This is a genomic window from Microbacterium sp. NPDC088619 (assembly GCF_044752825.1).
Classification (GTDB): Bacteria; Actinomycetota; Actinomycetes; order Actinomycetales; family Microbacteriaceae; genus Microbacterium.
The window spans coordinates 2,393,155-2,406,413 of sequence record NZ_JBIVLZ010000001.1; the positions used below are offsets into that span (position 1 = coordinate 2,393,155).

At 68.8% G+C, this 13,259-nt stretch carries 13 protein-coding genes; 12 read left to right on the forward strand and 1 reads right to left on the reverse strand.

Going from position 1 to position 13,259, the window contains the following annotated elements:
- Window positions 1-20: 20 nt before the first annotated feature.
- From ACIP5T_RS11485 to ACIP5T_RS11540, 12 genes are all read left to right on the forward strand, one after another.
- Window positions 21-254: an AbrB/MazE/SpoVT family DNA-binding domain-containing protein gene (locus tag ACIP5T_RS11485; protein WP_400863215.1), complete on the forward strand. Its 234-nt coding sequence runs from the start codon at window positions 21-23 to the stop codon at window positions 252-254.
- Entirely contained in the window at window positions 238-654 is a 417-nt protein-coding gene (locus tag ACIP5T_RS11490) for a PIN domain-containing protein (protein WP_400863217.1), read from the forward strand. The genes ACIP5T_RS11485 and ACIP5T_RS11490 overlap by 17 nt, the downstream gene beginning before the upstream one ends.
- Window positions 655-809: 155 nt before the next feature.
- The gene (locus ACIP5T_RS11495) at window positions 810-1,880 is read left to right on the forward strand and encodes a LacI family DNA-binding transcriptional regulator (RefSeq protein ID WP_400863218.1); all 1,071 of its coding nucleotides are present in this window, start codon (window positions 810-812) and stop codon (window positions 1,878-1,880) included.
- On the forward strand, window positions 1,877-2,818 hold the full coding sequence (locus tag ACIP5T_RS11500) for a carbohydrate ABC transporter permease (RefSeq protein WP_400863220.1): 942 nt from the start codon (window positions 1,877-1,879) through the stop codon (window positions 2,816-2,818). The genes ACIP5T_RS11495 and ACIP5T_RS11500 overlap by 4 nt, the downstream gene beginning before the upstream one ends.
- Window positions 2,815-3,654 (forward strand): carbohydrate ABC transporter permease, encoded by an 840-nt coding sequence (locus tag ACIP5T_RS11505; protein WP_400863223.1) that lies wholly within the window; start codon window positions 2,815-2,817, stop codon window positions 3,652-3,654. The genes ACIP5T_RS11500 and ACIP5T_RS11505 overlap by 4 nt, the downstream gene beginning before the upstream one ends.
- Before the next feature lie 74 nt (window positions 3,655-3,728).
- A complete protein-coding gene (locus tag ACIP5T_RS11510) occupies window positions 3,729-5,021 on the forward strand; it encodes an ABC transporter substrate-binding protein (protein WP_400863225.1) in 1,293 nt (430 codons plus the stop codon).
- 70 nt (window positions 5,022-5,091) lie between these two features.
- Window positions 5,092-6,261 carry an ADP-ribosylglycohydrolase family protein gene (locus ACIP5T_RS11515; protein ID WP_400863226.1) on the forward strand — a complete coding sequence of 390 codons (1,170 nt, stop codon included), beginning with the start codon at window positions 5,092-5,094 and terminating at the stop codon, window positions 6,259-6,261.
- Window positions 6,258-7,625: an ADP-ribosylglycohydrolase family protein gene (locus tag ACIP5T_RS11520; RefSeq protein ID WP_400863228.1), complete on the forward strand. Its 1,368-nt coding sequence runs from the start codon at window positions 6,258-6,260 to the stop codon at window positions 7,623-7,625. The genes ACIP5T_RS11515 and ACIP5T_RS11520 overlap by 4 nt, the downstream gene beginning before the upstream one ends.
- Window positions 7,622-8,554, forward strand: coding sequence for a ribokinase (locus ACIP5T_RS11525; RefSeq protein ID WP_400863229.1), 933 nt, complete (start codon window positions 7,622-7,624; stop codon window positions 8,552-8,554). Before ACIP5T_RS11520 ends, ACIP5T_RS11525 begins: the two co-directional genes overlap by 4 nt.
- A complete protein-coding gene (locus tag ACIP5T_RS11530) occupies window positions 8,551-10,488 on the forward strand; it encodes an SUMF1/EgtB/PvdO family nonheme iron enzyme (RefSeq protein ID WP_400863231.1) in 1,938 nt (645 codons plus the stop codon). The genes ACIP5T_RS11525 and ACIP5T_RS11530 overlap by 4 nt, the downstream gene beginning before the upstream one ends.
- Complete coding sequence (locus ACIP5T_RS11535) at window positions 10,485-11,672, forward strand: CaiB/BaiF CoA transferase family protein (protein ID WP_400863232.1); 1,188 nt, start codon at window positions 10,485-10,487, stop codon at window positions 11,670-11,672. Before ACIP5T_RS11530 ends, ACIP5T_RS11535 begins: the two co-directional genes overlap by 4 nt.
- Window positions 11,669-12,517, forward strand: coding sequence for an HpcH/HpaI aldolase/citrate lyase family protein (locus ACIP5T_RS11540; protein ID WP_400863234.1), 849 nt, complete (start codon window positions 11,669-11,671; stop codon window positions 12,515-12,517). Before ACIP5T_RS11535 ends, ACIP5T_RS11540 begins: the two co-directional genes overlap by 4 nt.
- Before the next feature lie 16 nt (window positions 12,518-12,533).
- Here ACIP5T_RS11540 and ACIP5T_RS11545 read toward each other — a convergent pair whose 3' ends face one another.
- A complete protein-coding gene (locus tag ACIP5T_RS11545; protein WP_400863235.1) occupies window positions 12,534-13,241 on the reverse strand; it encodes a ZIP family metal transporter in 708 nt (235 codons plus the stop codon).
- Between the last annotated feature and the right edge of the window lie 18 nt (window positions 13,242-13,259).

Sequence of the window (13,259 nt, forward strand, 5' to 3'; positions counted from 1 at the left end):
CGCGATGGTACTCTCATGGCATGCACGTGACCATTGACAAGGCAGGGCGAATCGTCATTCCTGCGTCGATCCGCGAGCGTCTCGGGATGGTCCCAGGACCGGTCGACATCATGATCGACGGAACCGGCATCCGCATCGAGGTCACTGCACCGGATGACCTCGTCGAGAAGGACGGACGCCTCGTCATCCGCGGCAGCGGAACGACGCTCTCGGCCGACGACATCAGAGAGCTTCGTCTTGCCGACCAGCGCTGATCTGCTTCTCGACACGAGCGCGGCGATCGCACTGGTCACAGAAGACAGCGACGCGCACGAGCGCGTTCGCGCTGCGTGCGCAGGACTCGTCCTGGGTCTGTCCGGGCACGCGCTGCTCGAGACCTACTCGGTGCTCACCCGACTGCCGGGCGGAAGCCGGCTCAGCCCCGCCGCCGCCGCGCGCGTGATCGCTCATGAGTTCCCCGGCTCCGTCGCAGTGCCTGAAGCGGATGCGCTGCGCGCGGTGGCCGTCCTCGCCGAGGCAGGCATCGCGGGCGGAGCGGTATACGACGGCCTCGTCGCTCTCGCGGCCCGCTCGGCGGGAATCACCCTGCTCACGTGCGATCGGCGCGCGATCGGCACCTACGCGAAGCTGAGAGTCGACGTCGAGATCGTCTGATCCCGAGAGCGGGGTCGCATTCCCGATCACGCGCCGCTGGTCGAACCGATCGTCCTTCACGCACGGATTCCGACCGGGCGCTTGACAGCGAAGGCGCCCGGTGAGATCGTGATGTAGTTCGTTGGAAACGTTTACAGCACTCAAGGGAGAGCGCTTTGGCTCGAGTCACCATCACGCAGGTCGCCGCCCATGCCGGTGTCTCCGTGGCGTCAGCCTCCCGTGCACTGAACGGGATGATCGCGAGCGCCGAGACCGTCGCCAAGGTGCAGGAGGCCGCCGCCGAACTCGGCTATGTCGCCGACGCGACGGCGCGATCCCTCAAGCTGGGTCGTACGAACCAGCTCGCCTACGCGGTGGCCGATATCGGCAACCCCGTGTACGTCGAGATGATGAGCGCGATCGAACGTGTGATCTCCTCGTCTGAGTACCGCTTGGTGCTCTCGTCGACCGGCACGGCGTCGTCGTCTCTCGACGTGGTGCGCGACCTCGGGCGCGGCTACGTCGACGGGATGATCCTCTCGCCTCTCCGGGTCACTGACGAGCTCCTCTCCGCCCTCGCCGCCACTCCCGTGCCCGTCGTCGTGCTCGGACGTCTGCCCGACGGCACCCCGCTCGACACGGTCCGCGCCGACTCCATCACCGCGATGCGCCTGGTCGTCGACCACCTGATCGCCGAGGGGCGCGAAGACATCGCATTCCTCAACGGCCCCACCGACACGACGCCGGGAGCGTTCCGACGCGACGGCTTTGCCGCAGCATCGGCCGCGCACCCTCAGGTGGCCACCCGCAGCATCAGCATCCCCGACTTCACGATCGCCGCCGGCTACTCCGCCGCCCGCACCGTGCTCGACGGAGAGCGACGACCGGATGCCATCGTCGCCGCGAACGACCTGATCGGCATCGGCGCACTCCGCGCCGCAGAAGATCTCGGGCTCACCGTCCCCGGTGACATCGCGATCACCGGTATAGACAACACCGAGCTCGCTGGCGTCGTTCGCCCGGGCCTCACGAGCGTGGACCTCGGCGCTGAGGAGCGCGGACGCGTCGCGGCCGAACTCCTCCTCGCCCGAATCGCGGAGCCCTCGAGAGCGGCGCATACGGTGACGGTCGCCCCCTCGCTCGTCGTCCGCGGATCCTCTCGCGCACTCAGACGCACGAGCCTCGGCTCGCGCACCGACGACGCGCCCGCGAGCGACGCGCACGATGACGAGAGGGCCTTCGGATGAGCACCGACACCGTCACTGGCAGCGCCGCATCGGCGCCCGCCAAGAAGATCGGCCATCGCACCCGCGCTCAGCGCCGCGAGGCCATCGCCCTGGTCATCCCCGCTCTTCTTCCGATCATCATCTTCTCCGTCATCCCGCTCGTCAGCGGCGTGGCCCTCGGCTTCACGGATGCGACTCTCAAGCGCAACGCGGAGATCAACTTCATCGGGCTGGGCAATTTCATCGAGTTGCTCAGCGATCACCGGTTCTGGGGATCGTTCGGCATCGGCATCGTATGGGCAGGCTCGGTCGCCGTCCTGACGCTGGTGTGCGCGATGGGACTCGCGCTGCTGCTCAACAGCGATCTGAGGCTCAAAGGGCTCACTCGGGTCCTCGCCCTCATCCCGTGGGCCATGCCGCCTGTGGTGATCGCCATCGTGTGGCGCATGATCTACAACCCGAACTCAGGGCCCCTGAACGGCGCACTCGAGGCCGTCGGGATTCCGGGAGTGAACTGGCTCGGCGACTTCTCCACCGCTCTGCCCGCCGTCATCGTGGTGGGAGTATGGGCGGGCATCCCGCAGACCACCGTGCTGCTGCTCGCCGGAATGCAGTCGATCTCTGCAGAGCAGCATGAGGCGGCGGCCGTCGACGGCGCAGGAGCGCTGCGTCGCTTCTGGCACATCACGCTGCCGGCGCTGCGCCCGGTCATCATCGCGGTCACGGCCCTCGACTTCATCTGGCAGTTCAACTCCTTCGGGCTCATCTACGTGCTCACCGAGGGCGGACCCGGCGGCCGCACCATGATCCCGCCGCTGTTCACGTACCTCGAGGCCTTCCGCAACCGGGAGATCGGATACGCATCGGCGATGGGCGATGTCCTGGTGATCGCCATCATGTTGATCCTGTCGCTGTACCTCGTCAATCAGTTCCGCCAGACGAAGGGGGCGCGCTCATGACCACTCGGCGACCCTGGTACGCGACGGTGCTGATGTACGTGGCCCTCGCGGCCTTCCTCCTCTTCCTCGGATTCCCACTGCTCTGGCTGCTGTCCGCGTCGTTCAAGTCGTCGGGTGAGCTGAACTCGCTCGCCGTCAACCTGCTGCCCGCCGAGTGGGACTTCAGCAACTACGCGTCGGCTCTCGAACGCCAGAACCTGCTCCCGGCGGCCGCAAACTCGCTGCTCGTCTCGATCGCGACGATGGTGATCACGGTGCTGCTGTCGATGCCCATGGCCTATGCGCTCGCCAGGTTGAAGGGCCGGCTCAGGGCGACGGGAACCGTGTGGATCCTGACCAGCCAGGTGTTCCCATCGATCCTCATCATCATCCCGCTGTTCCTCGTGCTGAGGTCCATCAACTTGAACGACACCCTGTTCGGGCTGATCCTCGTGTACGTCACCTTCACGCTTCCGTTCACTCTCTGGATGCTCCAGGGCTACGTCGCCGCGATCCCCCCGGAGCTCGAGGAAGCCGGCGAGATGGACGGGGCATCGAGGGTCACGATCCTCCGCACGATCATCCTGCCCCTTCTCGCACCCGGCCTCGTGGCGACCGCGATGTTCACCTTCGTCTCGGCGTGGAACGAGTTCTTCCTCGCTCTCGTGCTGCTCCAGAGCCCCGAGCTCTACACGCTTCCGATCGCGCTGCGGTCGTTCCTCGGGGCCGAAGGACAGACCCAGCTCGGCCCGTTGGCGGCCGGTGCGATCCTCGCGACGATCCCGTCGCTCATCATCTTCAGCATCCTGCAGAAGAAACTCACCGGCGGCATGCTCGCCGGTGCCGTCAAGGGCTGAACCACGCCCACCCGGCAATACCGAGAACACCAAGAACACCAAGAACACCAAGAACACCAAGAAAGGCGAGCAACATGAACAGCATCCGAGGCATCGGCGCCATCGCTTTCGCAGGCGTCGCCATCCTCTCCCTGAGCGGTTGTCAGCAGGGCAGCGCGAGCAACGGATCCGAAGGCGAAGACGGCGCAGTCACGCTGCAGTTCCAGTCGCTGTCGGATCAGCCGGCAACCCAGGCGGCCGTGAAATCGATCGTCGACGAGTGGAATTCCGAGAACGAAGACGTTCAGGTCGAGATCGTGCAGGCGGGCTGGGACGGCACCTTCGACAAGCTCATCACGCAGTTCACCGGCGGCACCGCGCCAGACATCATCCACTACGAGGCCAGCTCCATCGTGTCCTTCGCAGCGGACGGCTACCTGGCCGACCTCACCGACTACATCGATGAGGACCTGAAGTCGGACATCTCCGAGGGCATCTGGGAGTCGGTCACCCACGACGGTCAGATCGTCGCATACCCGTCGACACTGCAGTCGTACATGGTGTTCGCCAACGCCGACCTGCTCGAGGCGGCGGGGATCGACATCCCCAGCGGCGACACCATGACGTGGGAGGAGATGCAGGAGATCGCGAAGGCGACCACTGCGGGCGACACCTACGGTCTCGGCTGGGGCCTCGCCTCGCCGACCGCGACGATGATGAGCCTCGGACTCGGGTTCGACGGCGGATACTTCTCCGGCGAGGGCACCGACGCGTCGATCGAGATCGGCGAGAACGAGCTCGCCGTACCGGAGCTGATCCACGAGATGGCATACACCGACAAGTCGATCCAGCCGACCTCGCTCACCCAGTCGGGTTCCGACGTGCTCGCCTCGTTCTACGGCGGCAAGGTCGCGATGACGGTGCAGGGGTCATTCCAGGCGACGAACATCGCCAACGACGCCCCCGAGGGATTCAACTGGGTCGCCCTGCCCCCGCTCGAGGGCTCCGAGGGCGCCATCCAGGCGGCGAACCCGCAGACGTACTCGGTGAACGTCGACTCGGAGCACGTCGAGGAGTCGGCCGACTTCCTCAACTTCTTCATGGGTGCCGACAACCTCGCATCGATCGCCTACGCCGACGCGCTCATCCCGTCATCGGGCTCAGCCCGGACAGAGGTCGAGAAGCTCGCGGCAGACAACCCGGCCTGGACGCAGGTGCTCGCCTCCGGAGACGGACTCGTCGGACCTCCGTTCCTCAGTGTCGACAAGTACACGGAGTGGAAGGACACGATCGCCACTCCCGCCTTCCAGCAGTACCTGGCCGATCAGATCACCAGCGAGCAGCTCTCGACCCAGCTGACCGACGGCTGGGCGGACATCGCCGGCTGATGATGCTCGGGGGCGACCCGACCGGTCGCCCCCGTCCGTCATCGACAGAACGACGCAAGAAGGAGTGGGAATGTTCGTGTTGCAGGATCGAGTGGCCGGGGTGCTCGCAGGCGCCGCAGTGGGAGACGCGTTGGGCGGAGCGACGGAAGGATGGACTCCCGAGCAGATCGAGGAGCGTCACGGCGGCCGAGTCGAAGGCATCGTCGGGCCGTTCCTCGCCGACTGGAAGACCGCACGCCCGATCGCTCCGTACCACAAGGGCGATGGCCACGTGACGGATGACACCCTCATGACGCATGCGCTCGTGGAGGTCTATGCGAAGCGGCGCCGCCATCTCGACGCCTACGACGTCGCCTCCGATCTCGTGCCGCTCATGATCGGCGAACGCCGGTGGGTGCCCGAACTCGAAGACGATGCGCTCATCCTGCAGCGCGTGTTCCTCGCGGAGAAGTGGATCGTGGCGAAGCTCCACTACGGTCACGCCGACCCTCGCGAAGCGGGCGTCGGCAACATCGTCAACTGCGGCGCGACGATGTACATGGCTCCGGTGGGACTCGTTCACATCGGCGACCCGGGCGGGGCGTACGCCGAGGCGATCGACATCGCCGGGGCCCACCAGTCGTCGTATGGCCGTGAGGCGGCCGGTGTGTTCGCTGCGGCCGTCGCCGCATCGGCCGCCCCCGGGGCGACGGTGGCCGACGTGCGCACCGCCGTGCTCGATGTCGCCCATGACGGCACTGCCGCTGCGATCCGCGCCGTCTTCGATGCAGTGGATTCGCTGCTCGAGTCGGGCGCGCCCCAGGACCCGCGCGAGCTCGCTCGGGTGGTCCGCGACGCTGTCGCCCCGTTCGACACGGTCGGCGAGCACTACCGCGCCCCGGCGATGGATGCACGGCTGCCCTCTCGGACGAAGTCGATCGAGGAGCTCCCCGTCGCACTCGGATTCGTCGTCGCCCGCGACGGAGACCTGAGAGAGGCGGTCCTCGATGCCGTCAACTACGGTCGCGACTCCGACTCGATCGCCACCATGGCCGGCGCGATCTGCGGCGGACTGCACGGCGCCGACGGGGTTCCCCCTGAATGGGTCGACGGGGTGACGACGGCGAGTCGGCTCGACCTCGACGGCGTCGTCTCGACCATGACCGAGGTCGTGCGAGAGGTGATCAGCGCGGATGCCGACCGCGCGACCAGCCGTGCGATCACTGTGGCTGGCCTGCTCGACCGAGAGGGTGCGGCGTGAGGCTCACCTGGGCGCAGCCGGAGGACCTCGTGCCGGCGGAGTTCGCAGCTCTGCGCGAACAGGGCGTGGCCGAGCGCGACCTGGCGCTGATAGAGCGGCGCTGGACCGACGGAGGGGGCTCGACAGTGCTCGTTCCGTCGGGGGCGAGCGACATTCCCGCACCCGCGGCCGTGCGAGCCCTCGCCCGTGTCGTGCTCGACGAACTGCAGCACCTGCAGGGGGCGAGCACCGAAGAACCGGACGACTGGACGACGATCGCCGCGTTGATCGAGCCCGCAGCGCGCACTGCAGCAGCGCACGTCTCACTCGACCGGATGCACGGCGCGTGGCTCGGCCGTGCAGCCGGCTGCCTGCTCGGCAAGCCCGTCGAGAAGATCCCCCGCGAAGGCATCGAGCAGATCGCGCGGGCTACCGACAACTGGCCCATCCGCCGTTACTTCACCGCCGTCGGACTACCGGCGGAGACGGCCGAGCGCTGGCCGTGGAACCGTCGGTCGGCGCCGACCTCCCTGCGCGAGAACATCGACGGGATGCCGGAGGACGATGACCTCAACTTCCCCATCCTCGCCCTCGATCTGCTCGAGGCGCACGGTGCGGGCCTGACGACCGACCACGTCGCTCAGTCATGGCTCGCAGCGCTGCCGGCCGGTCGGGTCTTCACCGCCGAACGCGCCGCGTATCGCAACATCCTCGATGCCAGACCCGTGCCTGAGACGGCGACGCATCACAATCCCTTCCGCGAATGGATCGGCGCGCTGATCCGCGCCGACGTGCACGGCTGGGCGCACCCGGGCGATGTGCTGGCCGCTGCGGCCTCGGCATGGATCGATGCCCGCCTCAGCCACACGCGCAACGGGATCTACGGCGAGATGTGGGCCGCCGCGCTCTGCTCGGCATCGCTCGTGAGCACGACCGTCGACGAGGTACTGGACGCCGCCGACACCGTGGTGCCACCCGCCTCTCGACTCGCACGCGCCGTGCGAGTCGGACGCACGGTGGGCCGTGAACTCGCCGACGGCGCGCTGAACTCCGCGGCAGCACTCGATCGTCTCCACACCGAGTTCGCCGGGATGCACTGGGTGCACACCCTCAACAACGCCGCACTCGCCGCGTGCGCACTGCAGGCCTATGGAGACGATTTCGACTCCGCCATCGCCTACGCCGTGGCCGGCGGCTGGGACACCGATTCGGTCGGGGCGACAGTCGGCTCGGTGGTGGGCGGTTTCATCGGAGCAGACCGGATCGATGCGGCGTGGACCGCACCGCTGCACGATCGGATCGCGACCTCGATGCCGGGCGGCGCCGAGCGATCGATCCGCGAACTCGCCGAACGCACCCTGCGCCTCTCGGGAGCAGGGTCATGAGCGTCGTCATCGTCGGGAGCATCAACCAGGATGTGGTCGCCCACGTCGATCGGATCCCGGCCCCGGGCGAGACGGTGCTCGGTTCGACGCTGCTGCGCTCGGGGGGAGGCAAGGGCGCGAACCAGGCGGTGGCCGCTCGCCGGGCGGGCGGGGCGGAGGTCGCCTTCGTCGGTGCAGTCGGATCCGACGCGGATGGCGACGCACTGCGCAGCGCGCTCGTCGCTGACGGCATCGACGTCTCGGGTCTCGCCCGGGTCGACGGGCCCAGCGGAGTCGCCCTGATCTCCGTCGACACCCGTGCCGAGAACGCGATCGTCGTCGTGCCCGGCGCGAATGCCGCACTCACCCGCCTGACCGAGGTGCAGCGCTCCGTGGTCTCGCACGCCCGGGTGATCCTCACGCAGCTCGAGATCCCGGTCACTCTCGTGCAGCAGACGGCAGCCGCCAAGGCCGCCGACTGCTGGCTTCTGCTCAATGCCGCGCCGTCGGCGCCGCTCGTCGCCGCGGACACCGACCTGCTGGCGATCGCCGATGTCCTCATCGTCAACGAACACGAAGCTCTCGACGTGGCCCGCGCCGCTGACCTCGACTCGGCTGTCGCTGCTCTCGTCCCCCGCGTGCGGGCACTCGTCATCACACTCGGCCGCGCCGGATCGCTGGTCTTCTGCGGCGGACAGCACGCCGAAGTGCCCGCCTTCCCTGCCGAGGCCGTCGACACGACGGGCGCAGGGGATACGTTCTGCGGCGCGTTCGCCGCGGCTCTCGCCGCCTCCGACCGCACCCCGGAGAGCATTGACCTCGCCCTGCTGACCGACGCGGCGCGCGTGGGCGCGGCTGCGGCCGCTCTGGCGGTCACGCGACTCGGGGCCCAGGAGGCCGTGCCCAGCATCACCGAGGTCGCGGCACTTCTCACAGGAGCGAACGCATGAGCGGTGGATTCGACCCGCTGCAGCCGCGAACGCTCGACCTCCCCACGGAGGTTCCGCTTCACATCGACCTCGTCGACGGAGACGCGGCGACGACCCTCGACGACGCAAAGATCTTCGCGGCCCCGTCGGATCCGGCCGACATCGCGCAGTGGCGCGCTCAGCTCACCGCGTGGCGCGACGGTGCCAGACGCCGCCACGGAGAACCCGTCCGGTACGACGACCCGGCGTCGCACTGGGCGAGCAGCTGCTTCACCGTGGCACAGGTCTGGTTGTGGGACGAGCTGTTCTTCAATTTCGACACCCAGCGGTTCACACCGCAGCGCTTCCTCGACGACGCGCGGCTCCGCTTCGGCGGACTCGACGGAATCGTGCTCTGGCATGCCTACCCGGTGATCGGGATCGACGACCGCAACCAGTGGGACTTCTACGACGTGCCCGGCCTGGCAGACGCCGCAGCCGTTCTGCGCGCCGCCGGGGTCGCCGTCTTCCTCGATTACAACCCCTGGGACACAGGCACCAGGCGTGCCGGCGATGACCCGGCGGAACTCGCCGCGACGGTGCGCCGCCTCGGCGCGGACGGCGTCTTCCTCGACACGCTCAAGAAGGCCGACCCCGATCTCGTGGCCGAGCTCGACGCGGCCCGTCCCGGCATCGGTCTCGAGGGCGAATCGAAACTCGCCACCGAGCGAATCGCCGATCACACCCTCTCGTGGGCACAGTGGTTCGCCGACTCCGAGATGCCGGGAGTCCTTCGGGCACACTGGTTCGAGCGCCGGCACATGCAGCACCACATCCGCCGCTGGCATCGCGACCACTCGGCCGAACTCCGATCAGCCTGGCTCAACGGAGTCGGGGTCATGGTGTGGGAGGTGGTGTTCGGCTCCTGGGTCGGTTGGAACGATCGTGATGCCGCGACACTGCGGCGGATGCTGCCTGTGCAACGCGGACTGCACCGCTGGCTCACGCAGGGCGAATGGACGCCGCTCGCGGTCGTCGACGGGCCGATCGTCGGATCGACGTTCGAGACAGACGACGGCACGCTGCTCCTTCTCGCCAACACGTCAGCAGACGATGCTGCGTTCCGCCCGACGGGAGACGGGTGGACGCCGCTGCACGCGGGAGACACCGTCGAGCGCATCGTCGTGCCCGCAGGAGGAGTCGCCGCAGCCGTGCAGTCGCGCGCCGACAGCATCCCCTCGGAGGAGGTCGCCGGCGTCCGATCCGCACTCGTCGACGTGGCCGCCGAGTCCGACGCTTCGTTCCCGCACCGACGGGCGCTGCGACTGGCCGCTCCGGCCTGGAACGGCCCTGCGAAGTCGGAAGGTCCTGCCGGTCTCGGCTCGGTCGTGGTACCCGCTGGCGAGCACACTCTCACCGTGCGCTTCCGGATGCGGGAGACCGGGATGTACGACGGCGCACCCTACGTCGGCGAGTGGAAGCCCCTCCCCCCACGCCTGCACGACCAGCGGACGCTCGAGCGTACGGTGTCGCTCGAGCACGCGGTGCGGGTCGCGGTCGCCGAGGTGAGCGAGGCGGAGTACGCCCGCTTCCTCGACGCGATCGGGGAGATCCCTCGAGGAGAAGACCGGGAACGCCCGGTCGCCGACGTCACTCTCGCACGCGCCCGCGACTACGCGGCGTGGGCCGGCGGACGCCTTCCCACCGAGAACGAATGGCAGCTCGCGGCTGCGATGCCCGGTTTCCTCAGACGTGCTCCGGCGGTCTGGAACTGGACGGAATCGGAGCACTCCGACGGGCGCACTCGGTTCGTGATGCTGAAGGGAGGCAGCGACCACCGCAGCGAAGGGTCCGACTGGTACTTCGACGGCGGCGTGAGGCCGCCCGAGTTCAGCGCCAAGCTACTGCTGCCCGGTCTCGGCCACGACGCCTCGCCGTCGATCGGCTTCCGCATCTGCTGGGAGGAGAAGACATGAGCCCGCTTCAGGATGTGAGGGTCGTGGACGCGTCGACCCTCTTCGCCGGCCCGATGGCCGCGATGCATCTGGGCGACATGGGCGCGGACGTCATCAAGGTCGAGCACCCGACGCGGCCCGACCCTGCCCGCGGTCACGGCCCGAGCAAAGACGGCCAGAATCTCTGGTGGAAGACCTTGGGACGCAACAAGCGAACCGTCGCGATCGACCTGCACACAGACGGTGGGCGCGATGCTTTTCTGCGGCTCGCCCGGAACGCCGATGTGGTGATCGAGAACTTCCGGCCGGGCACCCTGGAAGGCTGGGGCCTGGGGTACGCCGAGCTCTCGGCCGAGAACCCGGGTCTCGTGCTCGCCAGGGTCACCGGGTTCGGGCAGATCGGACCCTACCGCCGCCGGCCCGGATTCGGCACGCTGGCCGAGGCGATGAGCGGCTTCGCCTCCTCGACGGGCGAGCCCGACGGACCACCGACCCTGCCGCCGTTCGGTCTCGCCGACGGGGTCGCCTCCCTCGCCACCGCCTACGCCATCATGGTCGCTCTGCATTCCCGCGACCGGACGGGAGTCGGGCAGGAGGTGGATGTCGCGATCATCGAACCCATCCTCGCGATGCTGGGTCCGCAGATCACTCGCTGGGACCAGCTCGGCACCGTGCAGCCCCGCACCGGGAATCGCTCGGTGAACAACGCCCCACGCAACGCCTATCGCACCGTCGACGGATCGTGGGTGGCCGTCTCGACGAGCGCCCAGTCCATCGCCGAGCGGGTCGTCACCCTGGTAGGCCGCGCCGAGCTCGCCGATGAGGAATGGTTCGCCACCGGCGCCGCCCGCGCCGAGCACGCCGACGTCCTCGACGACGCAGTCGGCGGTTGGATCGCCCGGCACACGCGCGATGAGGTCGTCGCAGCGTTCGAGGCCGCAGAGGCGGCGGTCGCGCCGATCTACGATCCGTCGGACATCGTCTCAGACCCGCAGTTCAACGCCCTGGGGACCATCCACCGGATTCACGACGACGACCTCGGCGACATGGCCATGCAGGGGCCGCTGTTCCGATTGTCCCGAGAGGATGCGACGATCGCGTTCACCGGCCGATCCCATGGAGCGGACACGGATGCCGTGCTGCGTGAGCTCGGCTACTCGGACGCAGACCTCGCTGCGCTGCGCGACGACGGGAGCATCCGATGAGCAGGCCGATCATCACCGCGCTGTACGCCCCGGCCGACCGGCCGGAGAGATTCGAGAAGGCGCTGCGAGCAGGCGCCGACGCCGTCGTCGTCGACCTCGAGGACGCTGTCGCGGCCTCACGTAAGAGCGTCGCGCGCGCCGCTCTGCTCGAGTTCGCTCGTGCATGGGTTGCCTTCGGCGAGGGCGCCCCCGTGGTGCAGGTGCGGGTGAACGCACTCGGCTCGCCCTTTCATGATGCCGACCTGGCGGCGATCGCCGCCCTCCCCGTGTCCTTCGGAGTGAGGCTGCCGAAGACCGGTTCTGCCGACGATGTGGCGGCGATACGCCGCGCCCTGCCTGCGCGCGATATCCACGCGCTGCTCGAGTCCGCTCTGTCGATCGAGAGGGCGTTCGAGATCGCCTCCTCGGGTGTGAGGTCGATCGCGACCGGCGAGGCCGATCTGCGGGCCGAGCTCGGCGTGCCGGCCGGTCCTGCCGGCGAGGCAGGTCTCGCCTGGTCGCGCAGCCGAGTGGTGAACGCCGCCGCAGCGGCGGGGTTGCCGGCGCCGATGATGGCCGTGTATGCCGACGTCGCCGATCTCGACGGACTGGAGGCGAGCTGCCGCGCAGGTCGCGCTCTCGGCTTCGGCGGGCGGACCGCGGTGCATCCCCGCCAGGTCCCGGTGATCCGTCGTGCCTTCACGCCCGATGCTGGCGAGATCGCCGCCGCCCGGGATGTCATCGAGCGCGTGCGCTCGGCCGCCGCAGACGGCACCGGTGCGTTCGCGTTGGAGGACGGCACCTTCGTCGACGCAGCGATGGTGCACGCCGCCCGCCGCGTTCTCGAACGCGGCGGCACCGAGTGAGCGGCGATCTCCTGCGCTAGCTCGCGAGCGAGAGACCCGCGGCGAGCGCGAAGCCCAGCACGGTCGCGAGCCCCGTCACCTGCTTCGCCTTCTGCTGTGCGTCGGGCACCATCGAGTCCACCAGCATCACAAGCAGGGCGCCGGCCGCGAAGCCGCTCGCGCCTGCACGGAACTCGTCGCCGGTGGCGCTCGCCAGCCCGAAGCCCGCGACTGTCGCGAGGGCGCAGATCACCGAGATGCCGGCCCAGAGAAGCAGCACGCGCGGCTTGGCCATGCCGCCCTTCAGCAGGTCGGCGGCAGACCCGATGGACTCGGGGAGGTTCGAGACCACGATCGCCACGACGAGGGCGATGCTCACCGGTTCACCGGATGCCAGGCCGATGCCGAGCACCAGCTGCTCAGGGATGCCGTCGAGCAGTGCGCCGAGCGCGAGGGGCGCTCCCGCACCCTGGTCCTTCGACTTCGCGGCTCGCGCATCGAGGATCCGGTCGGCGAGGAAGTAGGCCAGTGCTCCGGCCGCGACGCCGATGACGAGCGGAATGGGACCGGCGAGATCCAGGCCCTCTTCCCACAGCTCGAACGCGATGGATGCCATCAGCGCTCCGGCGCCGAAGCCCAGCACGATGCCCAGCCACCGCGGCGGCCAGGTGCGCAGCAGGGCGAGCGCGGCGCCGATGATCAGGGGCGACGCCGCGACGACGCCCCACAGGATCGCTCCACCCATGCCGTCCTCCTTCACGGC